This is a genomic window from Pedobacter nyackensis, assembly GCF_900176505.1.
In the GTDB taxonomy this organism is placed as follows: domain Bacteria; phylum Bacteroidota; class Bacteroidia; order Sphingobacteriales; family Sphingobacteriaceae; genus Pedobacter; species Pedobacter nyackensis.
Genome location: NZ_FWYB01000005.1, coordinates 154,687 through 173,141, shown reverse-complemented (window position 1 = coordinate 173,141; position 18,455 = coordinate 154,687). Strand labels below are relative to the sequence as shown.

General features: G+C 43.9%; 15 protein-coding genes. 14 read left to right on the top strand and 1 reads right to left on the bottom strand.

Going from position 1 to position 18,455, the window contains the following annotated elements; genetic code table 11:
• The first annotated feature begins 241 nt into the window (after positions 1-241).
• From B9A18_RS11710 to B9A18_RS11645, 14 genes are read left to right on the top strand one after another with little or no spacing between them, the layout of a single operon-like run.
• Complete coding sequence (locus B9A18_RS11710; protein ID WP_084289474.1) at positions 242-676, top strand: CBS domain-containing protein; 435 nt, start codon at positions 242-244, stop codon at positions 674-676.
• Positions 677-688: 12 nt separating this feature from the next.
• Positions 689-1,117 carry an NADH-quinone oxidoreductase subunit A gene (locus B9A18_RS11705; RefSeq protein WP_084289473.1) on the top strand — a complete coding sequence of 143 codons (429 nt, stop codon included), beginning with the start codon at positions 689-691 and terminating at the stop codon, positions 1,115-1,117.
• Between the two features lies 1 nt (position 1,118).
• Positions 1,119-1,757 carry an NADH-quinone oxidoreductase subunit B gene (locus B9A18_RS11700; protein ID WP_084289472.1) on the top strand — a complete coding sequence of 213 codons (639 nt, stop codon included), beginning with the start codon at positions 1,119-1,121 and terminating at the stop codon, positions 1,755-1,757.
• A gap of 28 nt (positions 1,758-1,785) precedes the next feature.
• Positions 1,786-3,534 carry an NADH-quinone oxidoreductase subunit C/D gene (nuoC, locus tag B9A18_RS11695; protein WP_084289471.1) on the top strand — a complete coding sequence of 583 codons (1,749 nt, stop codon included), beginning with the start codon at positions 1,786-1,788 and terminating at the stop codon, positions 3,532-3,534.
• Between the two features lie 10 nt (positions 3,535-3,544).
• A complete protein-coding gene (gene nuoE, locus B9A18_RS11690; protein ID WP_084289588.1) occupies positions 3,545-4,009 on the top strand; it encodes an NADH-quinone oxidoreductase subunit NuoE in 465 nt (154 codons plus the stop codon).
• An 8-nt stretch (positions 4,010-4,017) separates the two neighbouring features.
• The gene (nuoF, locus tag B9A18_RS11685) at positions 4,018-5,289 is read left to right on the top strand and encodes an NADH-quinone oxidoreductase subunit NuoF (protein ID WP_084289470.1); all 1,272 of its coding nucleotides are present in this window, start codon (positions 4,018-4,020) and stop codon (positions 5,287-5,289) included.
• Positions 5,249-8,005, top strand: a complete 2,757-nt coding sequence (gene nuoG, locus B9A18_RS11680) for an NADH-quinone oxidoreductase subunit NuoG (protein WP_235005305.1) — start codon at positions 5,249-5,251, stop codon at positions 8,003-8,005. The genes nuoF and nuoG overlap by 41 nt, the downstream gene beginning before the upstream one ends.
• On the top strand, positions 8,002-8,961 hold the full coding sequence (gene nuoH / locus B9A18_RS11675; protein WP_084289469.1) for an NADH-quinone oxidoreductase subunit NuoH: 960 nt from the start codon (positions 8,002-8,004) through the stop codon (positions 8,959-8,961). The genes nuoG and nuoH overlap by 4 nt, the downstream gene beginning before the upstream one ends.
• 39 nt (positions 8,962-9,000) lie before the next feature.
• Entirely contained in the window at positions 9,001-9,519 is a 519-nt protein-coding gene (nuoI, locus tag B9A18_RS11670; protein ID WP_235005304.1) for an NADH-quinone oxidoreductase subunit NuoI, read from the top strand.
• 2 nt (positions 9,520-9,521) lie between these two features.
• The gene (gene nuoJ, locus B9A18_RS11665; RefSeq protein WP_084289468.1) at positions 9,522-10,052 is read left to right on the top strand and encodes an NADH-quinone oxidoreductase subunit J; all 531 of its coding nucleotides are present in this window, start codon (positions 9,522-9,524) and stop codon (positions 10,050-10,052) included.
• A gap of 14 nt (positions 10,053-10,066) precedes the next feature.
• On the top strand, positions 10,067-10,360 hold the full coding sequence (nuoK, locus tag B9A18_RS11660) for an NADH-quinone oxidoreductase subunit NuoK (RefSeq protein ID WP_084289585.1): 294 nt from the start codon (positions 10,067-10,069) through the stop codon (positions 10,358-10,360).
• Positions 10,361-10,362: 2 nt separating this feature from the next.
• The gene (gene nuoL / locus B9A18_RS11655) at positions 10,363-12,252 is read left to right on the top strand and encodes an NADH-quinone oxidoreductase subunit L (protein ID WP_084289467.1); all 1,890 of its coding nucleotides are present in this window, start codon (positions 10,363-10,365) and stop codon (positions 12,250-12,252) included.
• Positions 12,249-13,748 (top strand): NADH-quinone oxidoreductase subunit M, encoded by a 1,500-nt coding sequence (nuoM, locus tag B9A18_RS11650; protein WP_084289466.1) that lies wholly within the window; start codon positions 12,249-12,251, stop codon positions 13,746-13,748. The genes nuoL and nuoM overlap by 4 nt, the downstream gene beginning before the upstream one ends.
• Positions 13,749-13,752: 4 nt before the next feature.
• On the top strand, positions 13,753-15,192 hold the full coding sequence (locus B9A18_RS11645) for an NADH-quinone oxidoreductase subunit N (RefSeq protein WP_084289465.1): 1,440 nt from the start codon (positions 13,753-13,755) through the stop codon (positions 15,190-15,192).
• 46 nt (positions 15,193-15,238) lie between these two features.
• Here the strand turns inward: B9A18_RS11645 and B9A18_RS11640 are convergent, their stop codons facing one another.
• Positions 15,239-18,418 (bottom strand): DNA gyrase/topoisomerase IV subunit A, encoded by a 3,180-nt coding sequence (locus tag B9A18_RS11640; protein WP_084289464.1) that lies wholly within the window; start codon positions 18,416-18,418, stop codon positions 15,239-15,241.
• Between the last annotated feature and the right edge of the window lie 37 nt (positions 18,419-18,455).

Genomic DNA, 18,455 nt, shown 5'->3' with positions numbered 1-18,455 from the left:
GGAACGGTTATTTGAACCAAAATCAGGATTGCTACACACCGAAAAAAAAGGCAATCCAAAAAAAAGAAATACTTATTCTTAAATATACTGAAAATCAAGCATAAACAAAAAGAACACTTTGATTTATATATTTAAAATTAACCGAATAATGCTTTCTTTTTATTAAAATAAGCCTTAACTTTAATAGAACCATCCTTATTGGATTATTGCGCAAATATCTGTAATAGAAAGGAGTTCAATTATGGGAAAAGTTAGGAATATCTTACAAGGAAAAACCCATTCCGCTATCTATGTAAGTCCGACAACAACAGTCTTTGAAGCGCTAGAATTAATGTTTGAAAAGAACATCGGATCGCTTCTGGTGATGGATCATGAGAAATTCATCGGGATTTTTACGGAAAGAGATTACGCCCGAAAAGTCATTCTAAAGGGTAAATCTTCAAAAAAAATCCCAATCTCTGAGATCATGACTGAAAATCCACCAACGGTCACTTCGGAGAACACTATCGAAGAATGTATGTGGCTGATGACCAACAAATTTATCCGGCATCTGCCCGTCATAGATGATGGTAAGCTGACTGGAATCATTTCAATTGGCGATGTGGTAAAATACATCATTGAGGAGCAGAAATTCATTATCGGAAATCTGGAACATTACATTACAGGCAGCGTCTAGCATCCCTAAGTCATGAACTCGTCGAGCACTCCTGTTGCCCCACTTTGGCCATTCCTTGTGTATGGTGCTTTTGTGTTGGCATTACTAGCATTGATCCTCTCGCTATCCTATTTTTTAGGTCAGCGGCATAAAGCACGCGCCAGCGGTCAACCCTACGAATCAGGGATATTGGAAACCGGATCGGCCAGATTGCGCTTTTCCGCGCAGTTTTATTTGGTTGCTATGATGTTTGTCATTTTTGACATAGAGGTGGTTTTTATTGTTTTGTGGGCCCTGGCATTTCAAGAATTAGGATGGCCAGGTTATCTCAGCATCTGTGTTTTTATCGGGCTGCTCTTTGTCGTACTTATCTATGAATGGAGCCTGGGCGCCCTCGATTTTGGTCCCGATGGCAAGAAAATTTTGAAAGCGTACCGTAAACTTATTCTAAAAAACCTGTAACATGAAATGGTGGCTCAGTAATCCTGTCGACCCGGCAAATGCAATAAAAGGAACAAGTTCTTTTGAAGAATCTATTGGTCAGAGCGTCATGTTGACTACCGTGCAGGGCTTACTCGCATGGGGCCGAAAGAACTCTATATGGCCCTTTCATTTTGGGCTTTCCTGCTGTTTTGTAGAAATGGCAACCAGCCTCACCAGTAAATATGACGTCGCCCGTTTTGGCGCAGAAGTGATTCGTGGTACACCAAGAGAGGCAGATGTGATGGTTATTGCCGGGACTGTTTTTGTGAAAATGGCGCCTATTATCAAGCGACTTCATGAGCAAATGATGGAACCTAAATGGGTGATTTCCATGGGTTCCTGTGCCAATTCAGGCGGGATGTATGACATTTATAGCGTGGTACAGGGGGTAGATAAATTCTTACCGGTAGATGTGTACGTTGCCGGATGTCCACCGCGCCCTGATGCCTTTCTACAGGGACTAATGCTACTGGCCGACTCCGTTGGCAAAGAGCAAAGGCCACTAAGCTGGGCAATTGGGCCGCAGGGAGTGATCAAGCCGGAACAAATATCCATGAAAGAACAGAAGAGAACTGAGCGTAAAAAGATGATTAATTTTCGTACGCCGGATCAGATATAAATAGCACCCATAACATAAACCTAAAGTCATGAATAACGATTCAGGCTTGACTGACGAACTGGTCTCCAGATTTGGACCTTCTTTTTTCAACCTCCAACTTACAGTTGACGAGGTGGTCACGCTATGGGTTGCAAAAGAAAATATCACTGCAGTACTACAATACCTCAAGCTGGAGATTCCGCAGCGCTTTGAGCTTTTATATGACCTCTGTGCAATCGATGAACGAAGTCATGCGAAAAAAAATGGATCAGCAACAGGTGATTTCAGCATTGTTTACCACTTACTTTCCCTGCAAAGAAACCGCTTCATACGCCTCAAAGTAGGTTTACATGGGGAATATCCCACTATGCCCTCCATCACATCCTTATGGAAAAACGCGAACTGGTATGAACGCGAAGTGTATGATATGTTCGGGATAAATTTCGAAGGCCACCCCAATTTGCGCCGGATTCTTATGCCGCTCACCTGGGAAGGACATCCTTTGAGAAAAGAACATCCTGCCAGGGCTACAGAGATGGGGCCTTTTAAACTGTGGGATGAAAAGCAAGACCGGGAACAGGAGGCCTTACAATTCCGACCGGAGGACTGGGGCATGAAAAGACAAAGTGAAGACGCGGACTTTATGTTCCTCAATCTTGGCCCGCAGCACCCTGGTACGCATGGCGTGTTGCGAATTATCCTGCAATTGGATGGAGAAAACATTGTAGACGCGGTTCCTGATATTGGATTCCACCACCGGGGTGCCGAGAAAATGGGAGAACGTCAGTCCTGGCACACTTATATTCCCTATACCGACCGCGTTGATTACCTGGGCGGCGTAATGAACAATCTGGCCTACCTGCTGGCAGTAGAAAAATTAGCGGGCATTATCGTCCCTGATCGGGTAAAAGTCATGCGCATCATGCTCTGTGAATTCTTTCGCATTGCCAGCCATCTGGTATGGTATGGCACTTTTGCGCAAGACCTCGGCCAGCTTTCACCGGTATTCTATATGTTTACAGACCGGGAAAAGGTTTTTAACATTGTAGAGGCCATTTGTGGTGCCAGAATGCACCCCAACTGGTTCAGAATTGGTGGGGTTGCTCAGGATCTGCCCTTAGGATGGGATAAACTGGTAAGGGAATTTGTCGCTTATTTTCCTAAAAAACTGCGCGAATACGACCAAATGGTGATGCGAAACAGCATTTTCAAAGCCCGTACAATAGGCATTGGCATTTATACTTTAAATGAAGCTTTAGAATGGGGGGTTACGGGCCCAGGTTTACGCGCCTGTGGGCTCGACTGGGATTTTAGAAAAAAACAACCTTATTCAGGCTATGAGAACTTTGATTTTGACATCCCTACCGCACAAAATGGGGATTGCTATGACAGGGCATTGGTCCGTGTAGAAGAAATGAGGCAAAGCCTGCGGATTATCGATCAATGCCTCAAAAACATGCCTGAGGGAAGTTACAAATCCGATCATCCATTGACCACCCCTCCCCTCAAGAAAAATACCATGCAGGATATTGAAACCCTAATCACACACTTTTTAAACGTCAGCTGGGGGCCCGTAATCCCTTCCGGTGAAGGGATGAGTTGTATAGAAGCGACCAAAGGAGCCAATAGCTATTACCTGACCAGTGATGGCAATACTTCTCCTTATCGGGTTAGAATCCGTACTCCCTCATTTCCACACATGCAAATGCTTCCCTATATCAGCAAAGGGTATACCATTGCCGATCTACTTTCTATTCTGGGCAGCATGGATTATGTTCTTGCAGATATTGACAGATAAAACCAAAAAGATGCTATCAACGGATGAAATAAGGAGAATAGACCATGAGATTGCGCTTGTTCCTGTGCGAAAGGCTGCCAGTATTGAGGCCTTAAAAATCGTACAGCACCATCGAGGCTGGATATCGGATGAGAGTCTTCAGGCCATTGCGGCACACCTGGGGATGTCGGCCGAAGAACTGGATAGTGTGGCCACCTTTTACAACCTTATTTTTCGTAAACCTGTAGGCAGAAATATCATTTTACTATGCGATAGCATCAGCTGCTATGTGATGGGTTATGAACAGATTTATGCGCATTTGCAAGCCCTGTTACACATCAAATTTGGAGAAACTACTCCGGATGACAGGTTTACGCTTTTACCCAACCCTTGTCTGGGTAGCTGCGATCATGCCCCGGTATTAATGATCAACCAGGATACTTATCGGAATTTGACAAATGAAAAACTGCAGGAGATATTAAAAGAATATAAATAAACGGCAACATGGAAAGGCCCCTCACGCAACATATCAACTTCAACCGAAGCTCACTTAATCTTAAGGATTACAGGAGTGTGGGCGGCTATCAGGCTGTGGAGAAGGCATTGACAACCATGGCACCCCAGGACATTACGAAGATGGTGCAGGAAGCAGACCTGAAAGGCCGTGGAGGTGCCGGTTTCAGTACAGGAACAAAATGGAGCTTTGTCCCCATGAATACCGTTGGGCAAACAAAATACCTGATTGCCAATGCCGATGAGATGGAACCTGGAACATTCAAAGACCGCATGCTATTGGAAGGCAATCCCCATCAGTTAATTGAGGGCATGATTGTAGCCGCGTATGCGATACAGGCCAACATCTCCTACGTTTTTCTACGCTGGGCTTATAAAAAAGCCGCCTGGCTAATTAAACATGCCATCGATGAGGCCTATGCTGCCGGCTACCTTGGAAAAAACATCCTCGGCTCCGGCTACGATCTGGAAATGCACTTACATACGGGCATAGGCCGGTATATGTGTGGAGAAGAAACGGCCTTGTTGAATGCACTGGAGGGGAAACGGGCAACGCCACGTACCAAACCACCCTTCCCACAAGTAAGCGGATTATTTGGTAAACCTACGATTGTCAACAATGTAGAAACGCTATGCAATATCCCACATATTGTGAACCATGGTGCCGACTGGTTTAAAGACCTGAGTCCAGGCTCTGATGCGGGAACAAAAATCTACGGCATCAGCGGCAGAGTAAATAAACCTGGATTGTGGGAATTGCCGATGGGAACTACCATTCGGGAGCTTCTGGAAGAGCATGCAGGTGGCATGAAGAAAGGAGTTTCCTTTAGAGCTGTCCTGCCCGGTGGAGCTTCTACAGATTTTTTGGTGGAAGAACATTTGGATGTTAAAATGGACTATAAATCTATATCCGCAGCTGGCAGTCGCCTGGGAACGGGAACCATGATTGTGCTTGATGACCAGACCTGTCCGGTTGGTTTTATTCATAATCTGGAACATTTTTTTGCTCAGGAATCCTGCGGATGGTGTACCCCCTGCAGAGAAGGTTTACCCTGGACAGAAAAGATTTTGCTATCCATTGAAAATGGAGAAGGGCGCATGGAAGACCTGGAATTATTAGAGATGCATACCAAGCACCTTGGACCTGGCAACACTTTTTGCGCACTAGCTCCAGGAGCGATGGAGCCTTTACAAAGTGGGTTAAAATATTTTAGAGCGGATTTTGAAAAGCATATCAAAGAGAAAAAATGTCCCTGGAGGTGAAAAGAAAATGGCCACAATCTATATTGATCATAAAGCTTACGAAGTAACACCAGGCAAAAATGTGCTGGAAACCTGCCTTACACTAGGTTTTGACTTGCCCTATTTTTGCTGGCATCCCGCTATGGGATCCGTAGGAGCTTGTCGTCAGTGTGCCATTAAACTTTTTAAAGACGAAGATGACACCAAAGGACGATTGGTCATGTCCTGCATGGAAACGGTTAAAGACAACATGTATTTGTCTGTTGAAGATCCCGCAGCCAGGGCTTTTCGTGCACAAGTAATTGAATGGCTGATGACCAACCACCCTCATGATTGTGCGGTTTGTGATGAAGGCGGCTCCTGCCATCTACAGGATATGACGGTGATGACCGGCCATAACTACCGTCGTTTTCAATTCCCTAAACGCAGTTATAAAAACCAATATCTAGGTCCATTTATCAACCATGAAATGAACCGCTGCATACAATGCTACCGCTGTGTCCGGTTTTATAAAGATTATGCAGGCGGAAAAGACCTGGATGTATTTGCAGCCCATAATCATGTTTATTTTGGAAGAGCTGAAGATGGCATCCTGGAAAGTGAATTTAGTGGGAACCTCGCAGAGGTTTGCCCAACAGGGGTTTTTACCGACAAAAGTCTCAAGGCACATTATACCCGAAAATGGGACATGACGATGGCTCCATCCATTTGTCAGCATTGCAGTCTGGGTTGCAATGTCATTGCAGGGGAAAGATATGGAGAGCTTCGTCAAATTACCAACCGATATAATGGTGCCGTAAACGGGTATTTTATTTGCGATCGCGGGCGATTTGGTTACGAATTTGTAAACAACATTAACCGGATTCAACAGCCCTTGGTACGGGCTCAAATTCCAGATGCGGCCGACAAGGACAGCTTATATCGCCAACTGGCAAAGATTTTAACAAAGGATACCACAATTGGAATTGCTTCTCCCAGGGCATCTTTGGAAGCCAATTTTGCCCTTAGACAATTGGTAGGAAAGGAAAACTTCTACCAGGGAGTTTCCGAAGCAGAAGCTCAGCTGATGCGTAATATTCTCCTTACCCTTAACTCTGGTCATGTTCACTCCCCATCGCTCAAAGAAACAGAGACCGCTGATGCGGTATTTATCCTTGGCGAAGATTTAACCAATTCAGCCCCGATGCTTGCGCTCGCAGTAAGGCAGGCCATACGTAAAGCCCCATTCGAAAAGGCAGCAGAAATCAGTATCCCGACCTGGCATGATGCCGCATTAAGGGAGCTTGCCCAGGAAGAAAAAGGGGCTTTATTTATCGCTTATCCTACAAAAACCAAACTAGATGAGCTTGCCGACAAGCCCCTGCACTTATCTCCCGATGAGATTGCGCGCCTGGGCTATACTGTCGCTGCGCAGCTCAACACGAATGTTCCGGCACCTGAAGGGCTGAGTAAACACAGCTTGAAACTTGCCAAACAAATTGCAGGCATCCTTAAAAAGGCAAAAAATCCCTTGATCATTTGCGGCACAAGTCTCTTCAATGAGGCCATCATCAGTGCCGCAACAAACATTGCCCTTGCCTTATCCGGGAAAGAAAAAAAAGCAAATTTGTCATTTGTCATACCCGAATGCAACTCAATGGGGCTGGCAATGATGGATGCCCCCTCCTTAGCGCATGCCATGGAGGTATTGGAAAATGGTGACGTGGATACCGTCGTTGTACTGGAAAACGACCTGTACCGACGAGGCGGAAAAGGGGAAATAGACCTGCTTTTTAACCATTGTAGAAACCTGGTGGTATTGGATCATTTGCATAATGAAACCAGTAATAAAGCAAGTATCCTGATCCCGGTAGCCACCTTTGCAGAAGCGGATGGAACAATCGTCAATAATGAAGGTCGGGCACAGCGTTTCTTCCAGGTATTTAGTCCAAAAAATGAGAATTTCAGGGAAAGCTGGAGGTGGCTAGATGAATTCAGACAATTCCAAAATGGCATATGTCCTGAAGAATTAAAAGCTCCAGAAAATTTACTCGCCGAAATGGCCCATTTAATGCCTCAATTTAAAGGTGCCGACACCGTGGCTCCAGACGCAGACTTTCGCATTTCCGGGCAAAAAATCCCCCGTGAACCGCATCGTTATAGTGGACGGACTGCCATGTTGGCCAATATCAATGTGAGTGAACCTAAACCTCCGGAGGACCATGATTCCGCCTTATCGTTTACGATGGAAGGTTATAAAGGAATGCCTCCTGCTCCTTTAATCCCTTTTTTCTGGGCTCCAGGCTGGAATTCCGGACAATCCGTTAACAAGTACCAAGCGGAAGTTGGTGGGTCTTTGCGTGGTGGCGATCCCGGGAATAGATTATTTCCAGAAATCAGTGTTGCTGAGCTCAGTTATCGAAATCATATTCCTTCCCCCTTTATACCATCCCCAGGAGAATGGTTGATGCTCCCATTATCACATATTTTCGGATCCGAAGAACTCAGCATCTACAGTCCTGGTATTAATGAGCGCTGCCCAAAGCCCTATATCGCCATCAATAGAAAGGATGCGAAAGATTTGAATACCGCTGAAAATGACATTGTGCAGCTACAAATACAGGATCAACTTTATTTTTTACCTGTTAGAATCATGGAAGAACTTCCTCAAGGACTAGCAGGAATTCCATATCAAATTCCCGGGCTAACAGGTATTTCATGGCCGGCAAAAGGAACTTTAACGAAAGGAAACACATGAGCACCGTCCTCGGATATATCCTCATGATTGCAATTGTGTTGTTTGCTTTAACCACAATTGCTGCCTGGCTGATCTGGTTGGAAAGGCGGATGCTTGCGGTATGGCAAAATAGATGCGGCCCCAATCGGGCAGGACCATTCGGGCTGTTCATTGTCATTGCCGATACCATCAAATTGTTTTTTAAGGAAGACTGGATTCCCCCATTTGCGGATAAAACAATATTTGTGATTGCACCCGCTATTGTTGCCGCCACTGTACTCATGAGCTTTGTGGTGATTCCTTACGCCCCGGGGATACTCATTGCAGACCTGAATGTAGGCTTGCTTTTCTTCCTCGCAATGTCTTCCATTGGCGTTTATAGTATCGTACTGGGCGGATGGGCATCGAATAACAAATATTCGCTTCTGGGCGCCTTACGTGGCGCCGCGCAAATGATCAGTTATGAAGTATTCATGGGACTCTCCTTAATGGGAATCGTGATGATGTCAGGATCATTCAGGCTAACCGACATCGTAATGGCTCAGCAAGACTGCTGGTTCATCATTACACAGCCAGTAGCCTTTGTCGTTTTTATGATTGCCGGGATAGCGGAAACGCATCGGCTGCCTTTTGACATTCCGGAAGCAGAAAGCGAGCTGGTTGCCGGCTTCCATTCAGAATATTCGGGCATGAAATTCGGAATGTTTTTTATTGGCGAATACCTGGGAATCACCCTCATTTCGGCAATGGTAGTCACTTTATTTTTTGGAGGATGGCTGGGACCAGGATTCCTTCCCCCGTTAATTTGGTTTATACTGAAAACTTTTGTTTTCATCCTGTTTTTCATCTTACTGAGGGCCTCACTTCCGAGGCCAAGATATGATCAGCTGATGGAATATGGCTGGAAAATATTATTGCCAGTGGCATTATTGAACTTATTGATCACAGGAGCAATTCTGTTGATGATGAATAAATGATCTCCTCATATGGTGGGGTTATGACTTATAAAAAAAGAAATGATGATCAGTTTGCTAAGAACAATAGGACTCACTTTTCTACACATGTTCAAGAAAAGGGAAACGATTCAGTATCCGGAAGAAAAAGCATCACTACACCCTCGCTGGCGTGGAAGAATTGTATTAACGAGGGATCCGGATATGGGGGAACGCTGTGTGGGCTGTTACCTATGTGCGGCCGCTTGTCCGGTAGACTGCATTTCACTGCAGGCTACCGAAGATGAAAATGGGAGAAGGTACCCGGAGTTCTTCCGCATCAATTTTTCGCGCTGCATTTTTTGTGGCTATTGCGAGGAGGCCTGCCCAACTTATGCCATACAACTGATCCCCGACTTTGAAATGGCAGAGTACAACCGGCAGGATATGGTTTATGAAAAAGAAGATTTATTGATCAATAGTCAGGGGAAATATCCGGGTTACAATTATTACAAAATCGCCGGACTGGATGCAGGTGTGAAGGGAAAAGGAACCGGTGAAAATGAAGACCCACCAATTGACATACATAGTTTATTACCTTAAAAATGGACATCATATTTTACATCACCGCATTTGTGACCTTGGTTTCTACCCTTATGGTCATCACCAGGCATAATCCCGTGCATGCCCTGCTATACCTTGTCATTTCCCTGCTTTCCTTATCGGTCATCTTCTTTTTACTTGGGGCCCCTTTTGCAGCAATGCTGGAAATCATCATTTATGCCGGGGCCATCATGGTGCTTTTCATCTTTGTGATCATGCTGTTAAACCTTGGCAAGGAAACCGCAATTCAGGAAAAAGAATGGCTCAAACCTAAGGTATGGATAGGGCCAACAGTCTTATCTGCCATCCTTTTTGCCGAATTATTTTACCTGATCAGCAGCCCCTCAGCAACCTACCTGGTTCAGCAGACTGTTGATGCCAAAACAGTTGCAATATCCTTATTCAGGCCCTATTTGATTGGAGTTGAACTAGCTGCCATGCTGTTAATGGCAGGCGTAGTAGGCGCCGCTCACATCGGACAACATAAAAAAACAACCTTACACCGGTTTTTAAAAGAGGAGGAAGTACTATGAAAACTGAGATATCTATGGAAATGATCCTACTCCTGGCGGCTCTACTTTTCGTCATGGGCATTGCCGGAGTGATCATCCGCAAGAACATCATTTTTATGCTGTTATCCATAGAAGTGATGCTGAACGCATCAGGACTGGCCTTTGTAGCCGCAGGATCGCACTGGGGGCAACCGGACGGACAAGTAATGTTCGTCTTTATCCTGGCCATGGCTGCAGCAGAAGTTTCCGTTGGACTGGCGCTGATCCTCCAGATTTACCATCAGCATAAATCACTGGACATAGACAATTTAAAAGAGATGAAAGGATAACTATGGAACACCTGTTATGGCTTATTCCCGCTTGTCCCCTTGCCGGCTTTTTAATACTGACGCTGACAGGAAAAAGTATGCCTCCGGCATGGGTGGCCATAATTGGTGCAGGAATGGTTAGCCTTTCTGCCATTTTTACCATCATCATTGGTATTGACTTTCTTACCTTCCCTCCAGCCAGTGGTCATCATTCCCAGACCTTATGGACCTGGATGGAGGTCGCAGATTTCCATCCAAAGATAACCCTGTACCTGGATGCCTTATCGCTGGTTTTTATTTTCGTGATCACCTTCATCGGAGCCCTAATACATCTTTACTCTGTTGCCTTTATGGCCTTTGACAAAGATTATTCCCGCTTTTTTGCCTGCATGAACCTATTCGTGTTTTCTATGCTCCTGCTCGTACTGGCTGATAATTTACTGCTGTTATATCTGGGATGGGAAGGTGTGGGACTGTGCAGCTACTTACTGATTGGCTTTTGGTATGAGCATTCTGAAAATGGATATGCTGCCCGAAAAGCATTTATCATCACCCGTATAGGAGATACTGCCATGGCCATTGGGATTTTTGTCATTTTTTATCAATTTGGCACCCTCCTGATTCCAGATATTCTAGCGAAAGCCCCTTCTTTATGGCATCCAGGAGCTTCAATGGCAACGATAACCGCCTTATTATTACTTGCAGGCGGGTTAGGAAAATCTGCTCAGCTACCTTTTCAAACCTGGCTTCCTGATGCCATGGCCGGGCCTTCTCCTGTAAGTGCCCTGATTCATGCAGCAACCATGGTAACGGCAGGTGTTTACCTCATCGCCAGGATGCATGTCATCTTCGAGCTATCTCCAACAGTGCAGCTGATTGTTGCAGGAATCGGAGCCGCAACTTTATTCATTGCGGGCTTCAGCGCGCTTACCCAATATGACCTCAAACGGGTGCTCGCCTACTCCACAATCAGCCAGATCGGATACATGTTTCTAGCATTAGGTCTGGGTGCCTGGACAGCGGCTATTTTCCATTTTATGATTCATGCTTTTTTTAAAGCCCTGTTATTCCTGGCCGCCGGTGCAGTGATAGACGCACTAAATCATGAACATAATATGTCTAAGATGGGTGGCCTTAAAAATAAACTTCCAGTGGTTTTCTGGACCTTTGTTATTGGCTCAGCATCATTAATTGCCTTGCCCCTGATCAGTTCCGGATTTTATAGTAAAGATCAGATTCTCTGGTTTGCATGGGCTAGTAAAAATGGGAACCCATTACTGTGGCTGATCGCCTTTCTAGGTGCATTCATTACAGCACTCTATACCACAAGAATGGTCATTCTTACTTTCTGGGGAGCAACGAAAACGGAGGTACAACGGCTTCCTGGCAAACTCATCACCATTCCACTAATCATCCTTGCATTTTTCACCATTTGTGCCGGCTTTATCGAACTGCCCCATAATTTTGGTTCCCTTACTCTTTTTTCAGACTTTCTTCATCAGGTATTGCCTGAAACGGTTCTAAAATCTACCGCAAATGGAGAATTTTCCTTTCAGTTACTGGCAGCGCTGGCTACCTTCGGAGGGATTTATACCGCCTACATTTTATGGCATAAGCAACCCGAACGCATTGAAAAATTAAAACGTAATGAGGCAGTACTCCTCCTCTACTCCTTCTGGCATGCCGGTTGGGGCTTTGATCAATTATACAAGACAGTTATCGTACGTCCAGTTGTTTTTTTAGCCAACATCAACAAAAATGATGTCGTAGATAAAATTTATCAGGGCATAACTTTGGTCTCAATTGGTCTTTACCGGTGTTTATCGTTTACGCAATCAGGATCACTAAGGTGGTATATTATGGGTCTTGTTGTTGGTGCAATCATCATTTTAGGCATACAAATCATATTATGATACTTATTTGGCTCATCGGTCTATTAATGGGAGGAGGCTTATTGGCATTCCTGGTTGGGCAATGGAATAAAACCTTGCCCCGATGGATTTCGCTATATACCCTGATTATCGGTTTTATTGCCCTGATATCTTTCTGGGTAGAGCATTACGCGGCCATAAACATCGGTTCTACAGATTCCTGGATGATCGATTTCCAACAAGATTGGATCCCTTCTTTTGGGATCAGCTTTCATCTGGCAATTGATGGATTAAGCCTGCTATTGTTAATGCTAACTTTTTTCCTTGGGATTTTAGCAGTATTGTGCTCCTGGAAAGAAATAACCGAACATCTGGGCTTTTATCATTTCAATCTGCTTTGGATTTTGGCGGGTATTTCAGGCGTATTTATGGCCATGGATCTATTTCTTTTTTACTTTTTCTGGGAGATCATGTTGATTCCAATGTATTTTCTGATCGGCATCTGGGGAAGTAAAAACCGGGAATATGCGGCTTACAAATTCTTTATTTTCACCCAGGTCAGCGGACTATTGATGTTCATTTCCATTCTTGCTTTATATTTTATTCATGCTCAGAATACTGGCAGATATACTTTTAATTACTTCGAATTGTTGGGAACAGTTATCGCTCCGCAGACGGCCTTTTGGCTAATGATGGGGTTCATGATCGCTTTTGCGGTAAAACTACCTGTTGTTCCTTTTCACTCCTGGTTACCCGATGCACATAGTGAAGCTCCAACAGCCGGGAGTTTAATTCTGGCTGGATTACTTTTAAAAACCGGGGCTTATGGCATTTTAAGGTTCGTATTACCCTTATTTCCTGAAATTGCAAAAACATATGCACCATGTGCCATGCTCCTGGGTGTCATCGGAATTATTTATGGCGCTATCCTTGCCTTCTCACAAACCGACCTTAAGCGCCTCATCGCCTATACTAGCGTAAGCCATATGGGCTTTGTGATTTTAGGAATTTTTGCTTTTAATGAACTGGCATTTCAGGGTGTAGTCATGCAACTATTGACCCATGCCATCAGCACCGGGGCGCTGTTTATCATGGCAGGAATGCTAAAAGAACGTCTCCACACCCGGGAAATCGATGAGATGGGCGGACTTTGGTTTCAGATGCCAAAGATGGGCGCTATAGCAGTTTTGTTTGCGATGGCCTCTCTGGGCTTACCTGGATTGGGAAATTTTGTTGCGGAGTTCCTTATCTTATTAGGGGCATTTAAATCGAACATGTGGCTTACGGTCCTGGCTACCATCGGACTTATCTTTTCCGCCATCTATTCCTTAAGGATGATCCAGAAAGTATTTCATGGCCCTATACCGGCATCAGCACCTTTTTCTGACTTTTCTTGGAGAGAAGTATTCATCATGGCAGTCCTTACGATCTCCATTATATGGCTTGGGTTGTATCCACAGCCAATTATCAACACCGCCAGGCCTATGATCAAACAAATGGAACAGCTTTTTCCAACCGAATTTAAAAACCAACCGTAAAATCATGATAGCTAACGATTTATCCGCGCTTATGCCATTGCTTCTTCTTGCAGGATCTGCTGTACTGATTATGCTCCTTATTGCCATAAAATTTAATCACCGTAGCATTCAGATTAGTAGTCTTCTATTATTTGTCATCTCTTTTTTATCTATTTTTCAGTTGCAAAAACCACTTCCATACTTCATTGAACCCCTATTTGTAATTGATGATTTTTCGATCTTCATGATAGGCCTGATCATTTTTTCAAGCCTGGTAGTCAATATCATTTCCTACCTCTATTTTGAAGGGAAAGAAGAAAGTCCAAAGGAATATTATGTTTTGCTTTTCTTGTGTACCCTTGGCGGCTGTGTACTGGCAGTTAGCAATCATTTTATCTCTTTATTCCTTGGACTTGAAGTGCTTACTGTTGGTTTATATGCCCTTATCGCTTATTTTCGGGCCCGTCATCATAATATCGAAGCCGGAATTAAATACCTGATATTGGCGGCCTTCTCTTCGGCCTTCCTCCTTTTCGGGATGGCCCTAATGTATTTTCAACTGGGTACGATGAATTTTTCCGCAATGACTGGTAAACTGGGTACAATTTCATCCTTACCCCCATTGTTTCTTACAGGATTCGGATTAATGTTGATAGGAATCGGGTTTAAACTAGCCGTAGTTCCTTTTCACATGTGGACTGCCGATGTGTATCAGGGTGCTCCTACACCCGTTACCTCCTTTATTGCTACGGTCTCTAAGGGAGGTGTATTTGCAGTGCTGATTCGCTTTTTTATTGCGATTGATGGCTTCAGATTCCATGCACTTATGGTGGTCTTCGTCGTTATTGCCATTGCTTCCATGGTAATTGGCAACCTCCTTGCCCTGCAACAAAAAAATGTAAAACGGCTGCTGGCCTATTCTTCAATTGCTCATCTTGGCTATTTATTGGTTGCTTTTATTCCTGGTAATGCCATGAGTATTCCTGCGGTTAGTTTTTATTTAGCCGTGTATTTTGTGACCACGCTAACTGCATTTGGAATTCTAACCATTCTATCCAGCAAAGAAAACGATATGGAAAATATAAACAATTTCAAAGCCTTGTTTTGGGATCATCCTGTGCTCGCCTGTATTTTTAGTACCGCATTACTTTCGCTTGCCGGGATCCCCCTTACTGCCGGGTTTATTGGTAAGTTTTATATACTGGCCTCGGGTTTGCAAACCGGATTTTGGGTACTTGCCCTGGTTCTTATACTCAGCAGCGTTTATGGATTATACTATTACCTCCGAATCATTAATACACTTTTTTCCGGACAACAAAATCCAGCCAGCCAGGAGAAAACGGTAAGGCCAGTTTTTTACCTGATCAGTAGCATCGTATTATCGTTTTTAACATTACTGATCCTCTGGATAGGGATATACCCATCCGGATTAATGCAACTGATCGAACATTTTCAAATCAGATAAAGAGCCGAATGAAATAAAAAAAGGATTTACTATTATTCCAGTCTCATTAAAAGAATCCTAACTGACCTTTATCATCAATCTTGATATCATCCGGATTGGTAATTTCAAAATCGACTTTCTTTACCGGTTTCTCTTCCGGTTTAGGTTTAGCCACTGGTTCCTCTTTATCTTTTACAGGTTGTTCGGTTTTTTCTTCCGGCTTCTCTTCAACCGGTTTTTCTGCCTTTGGCTTTTCCTCAACTTTTTTCTCCTCAGCAGGTTTTGGAGCTTCTGGCTTCGTCGCCTCAACAGGCTTAGCTACCGGACTACCCCAGCTTTTTTTTGGCTTCTCTGCTACAGCAGGTTTATCCTCAACAGGTTTCTCTACCACAGCAGCTTGCTCAGCAACTGGCTGCTCCACTTCTTCCACTTTTGCTTCAGCCGATACAGGAGTTTCAACTGCTGTTTTAGCCGGAGCTTTAGTCTCAAAAACTTTCTTCGGTTTCGGTTGAGGCTTTTCAACCGCTAACTCAGGATCTTCATCAATCATCTCGTTTACGGTTTCCTCACCATCAGGCAAAGGAACCTCTTCTTCATCAGCATCTTTACTCATTGCCGGATCAACAAGCTCTTCCCCATCAGTATCCTGAGCAATCCTATCCTCAGTTTCAACAAATGCTTCGTCAGTGTCTTCCGTTGCATTTTCAGATGTCGGCAATGACACTTTCGTTTCGTCTTCCAACTCTATCTCTCTATTGTTAGAAATGGTAATATTTTTAACGTCATGGGCAGTAAGTCTGTTCCCATTTGCCTTGATACCTTTTACATCAATAAACTCTGCCAACACAATTTCCAGTGTCTCCGGAGTCTGGGTTTTGCCTTTCAACACATCCACCGTAAGCACAGCTGCCGGGTTACTGGTCAGGTATAAGAATTTAGAACCACTCTCCTCACTAATCAGGCTTAGCTTTTTACCCACCCCAATCGCTTCGAAAACGAATCTTTTTATAAAATAGTTTTTCGCCTTACCCTCATACTGTACTACAGCAAAAGGTTTTTCAGAATCAAACTTCTGGATCAATATCAAATCGGCATCAAAGTGATTGCTCAGTTCAAAAGTACTCAGTTCATACCAGCCATCTTTATGTACCTGCAAGATCTTATCATCGCCATCAAACTCACCAAGGTATTTCCCTCTGCCATCAACATTAAGTCTTCTCAACAGATCATCATACCAGATTTTCAGTCCCGACAAGGTAGACACCCCCTTGCTCTTTAACAGGATCTTTTTGACAGGATATTTAGAAACGATGTTTCCTTGCGAGCCACGTCCTTTAATGGCGATCTCGGCAAAGTCAAGGTCGAACTGTAATTTCTTTAGTTTGGTATGTGGCTTAAGCTGTACGTTTACAATCTCAGCCTCTCCATTAGGGTTAGCCGTAAAGTATAGAACTTTAGAGCCCTTGCTACCCTTGGTTAAATCATATTCCTTATCACGCGTAACCCCTACTACGGCAAAACGTTTGATGTAAGAAACACCACTGGCCCCGTCTTTATAAATCATGTTATAAATGGTCCGCTCATCCCCTTTCTTAAATACCTGGGCATGCAGAATCCCTTTACCAACAAAAGTTTTATCCGCTACTTTAGTGATGATGCATTTTCCATCTTCCCTAAAAACAATGATCTCGTCAATATCAGAACAGTCGGCAACAAACTCATCCTTACGCAAGCCTGTTCCAATAAAACCATCCTCACGATTCAGGTACAACTTCACATTGGCCAGGGCCACTTTAGAAGCTTCAACACGATCAAACAAACGGATCTCTGTTTTACGCTCCCTACCCTTGCCATACTTATCTTTCAATTTTTGAAACCAGGCAATAGCATACTCCGTAAGGTGACGCAGGTGGTTTTTAACCACTTTGATCTCATCCGAAAGTGCTTTCATCTGATCATCCGCTTTTTTAACATCAAAGCGGGTAATGCTGCTCATTGGTTTATCAATCAGCTTTTTGAAATCCTCCGGTAAGATCTCCCTATACAGATCAGGTTTAAATGGCTCAAACAACCGGTTTAAGACCTCAACTACAGCATCAAAATTACCTGAATTCTCGTATTCGGCATTTTTGTACATCCCTTCCTGAATGAAGATTTTTAACAAAGAGCTGAAGAAGATTTTCTCCTGCAATTCGTGCAATTTAATCTCCAGTTCCTTCTTCAATAAAGCCTTAGTGTGTAGTGTATTCTGAGTAAGAATATCATTTACACTTAAAAACTGAGGCTTCTCATCCTTAATGATACAGGTATTTGGAGAGATGGAAACTTCGCATGAAGTAAAGGCGTATAAAGCATCGATAGTCACATCCGGAGAAATACCCGGTGCAAGCTGAATAACAATCTCTACATGTGCAGCGGTATTGTCTTCAATCTTCTTAATCTTGATTTTGCCTTTATCATTGGCCGACAAGATGCTGTCGATAACCGAACCAGTGGTTGTGCTATATGGTATCTCGGTAATTACGAGTGTCTTCTTATCCTTCTCAGTAATCTTTGCCCTTACCCTGATCCTGCCACCACGCATACCTTCATTATAGGCAGAAAAATCGGCCATCCCTCCGGTAAAGAAATCAGGTAAAATATTGGGCCTCTGCCCTTGTAATACTTCAATAGAAGCATCCAGTAGTTCAACAAAATTGTGGGGCATTACTTTGGTAGCTAAACCAACCGCAATACCTTCGGCCCCCTGAGCAAGTAGTAAAGGGAACTTAACAGGTAAAGTAACGGGTTCATTATTACGACCGTCATAACTCAGTTGCCAGACTGTCGTATCGCCATTAAACACCACTTCATTGGCAAATTTAGATAAGCGCGCCTCAATATAACGTGGAGCCGCAGCATTATCACCGGTAATCGGATCTCCCCAGTTACCCTGGCAATCGATCAATAAGTCCTTCTGACCGATCTGCACCATGGCATCACCAATAGAAGCGTCACCATGCGGGTGGTACTTCATGGTATTACCAATTACGTTGGCCGCCTTATTAAACCGTCCGTCGTCCATCTCCTTAAGAGAGTGCATAATACGACGCTGTACCGGCTTCAAGCCGTCGTTGATGTGTGGTACTGCGCGATCCAGAATTACATAAGAAGCATAATCGAGGAACCAGTTTTCGTAAAGTCCGTTGATAGGAATTACGGTATGTTTGTTTTCTTCGTTTATGTTGTTTTCTATTTCTTCGCTCATCAAAAAAGGATTGTATGCTGTAAATATAAGGGTTGAA

Bases quoted from the DNA above. Each gene is read 5' to 3' on its own strand.
- B9A18_RS11710 (WP_084289474.1), top strand. From the start codon at position 242: ATGGGAAAAGTTAGGAATATCTTACAAGGAAAAACCCATTCCGCTATC.
- B9A18_RS11705 (WP_084289473.1), top strand. From the start codon at position 689: ATGAACTCGTCGAGCACTCCTGTTGCCCCACTTTGGCCATTCCTTGTG.
- B9A18_RS11700 (WP_084289472.1), top strand. From the start codon at position 1,119: ATGAAATGGTGGCTCAGTAATCCTGTCGACCCGGCAAATGCAATAAAA.
- nuoC (WP_084289471.1), top strand. From the start codon at position 1,786: ATGAATAACGATTCAGGCTTGACTGACGAACTGGTCTCCAGATTTGGA.
- nuoE (WP_084289588.1), top strand. From the start codon at position 3,545: ATGCTATCAACGGATGAAATAAGGAGAATAGACCATGAGATTGCGCTT.
- nuoF (WP_084289470.1), top strand. From the start codon at position 4,018: ATGGAAAGGCCCCTCACGCAACATATCAACTTCAACCGAAGCTCACTT.
- nuoH (WP_084289469.1), top strand. From the start codon at position 8,002: ATGAGCACCGTCCTCGGATATATCCTCATGATTGCAATTGTGTTGTTT.
- nuoI (WP_235005304.1), top strand. From the start codon at position 9,001: ATGATGATCAGTTTGCTAAGAACAATAGGACTCACTTTTCTACACATG.
- nuoJ (WP_084289468.1), top strand. From the start codon at position 9,522: ATGGACATCATATTTTACATCACCGCATTTGTGACCTTGGTTTCTACC.
- nuoK (WP_084289585.1), top strand. From the start codon at position 10,067: ATGGAAATGATCCTACTCCTGGCGGCTCTACTTTTCGTCATGGGCATT.
- nuoL (WP_084289467.1), top strand. From the start codon at position 10,363: ATGGAACACCTGTTATGGCTTATTCCCGCTTGTCCCCTTGCCGGCTTT.
- nuoM (WP_084289466.1), top strand. From the start codon at position 12,249: ATGATACTTATTTGGCTCATCGGTCTATTAATGGGAGGAGGCTTATTG.
- B9A18_RS11645 (WP_084289465.1), top strand. From the start codon at position 13,753: ATGATAGCTAACGATTTATCCGCGCTTATGCCATTGCTTCTTCTTGCA.
- B9A18_RS11640 (WP_084289464.1), bottom strand. From the start codon at position 18,418: ATGAGCGAAGAAATAGAAAACAACATAAACGAAGAAAACAAACATACC.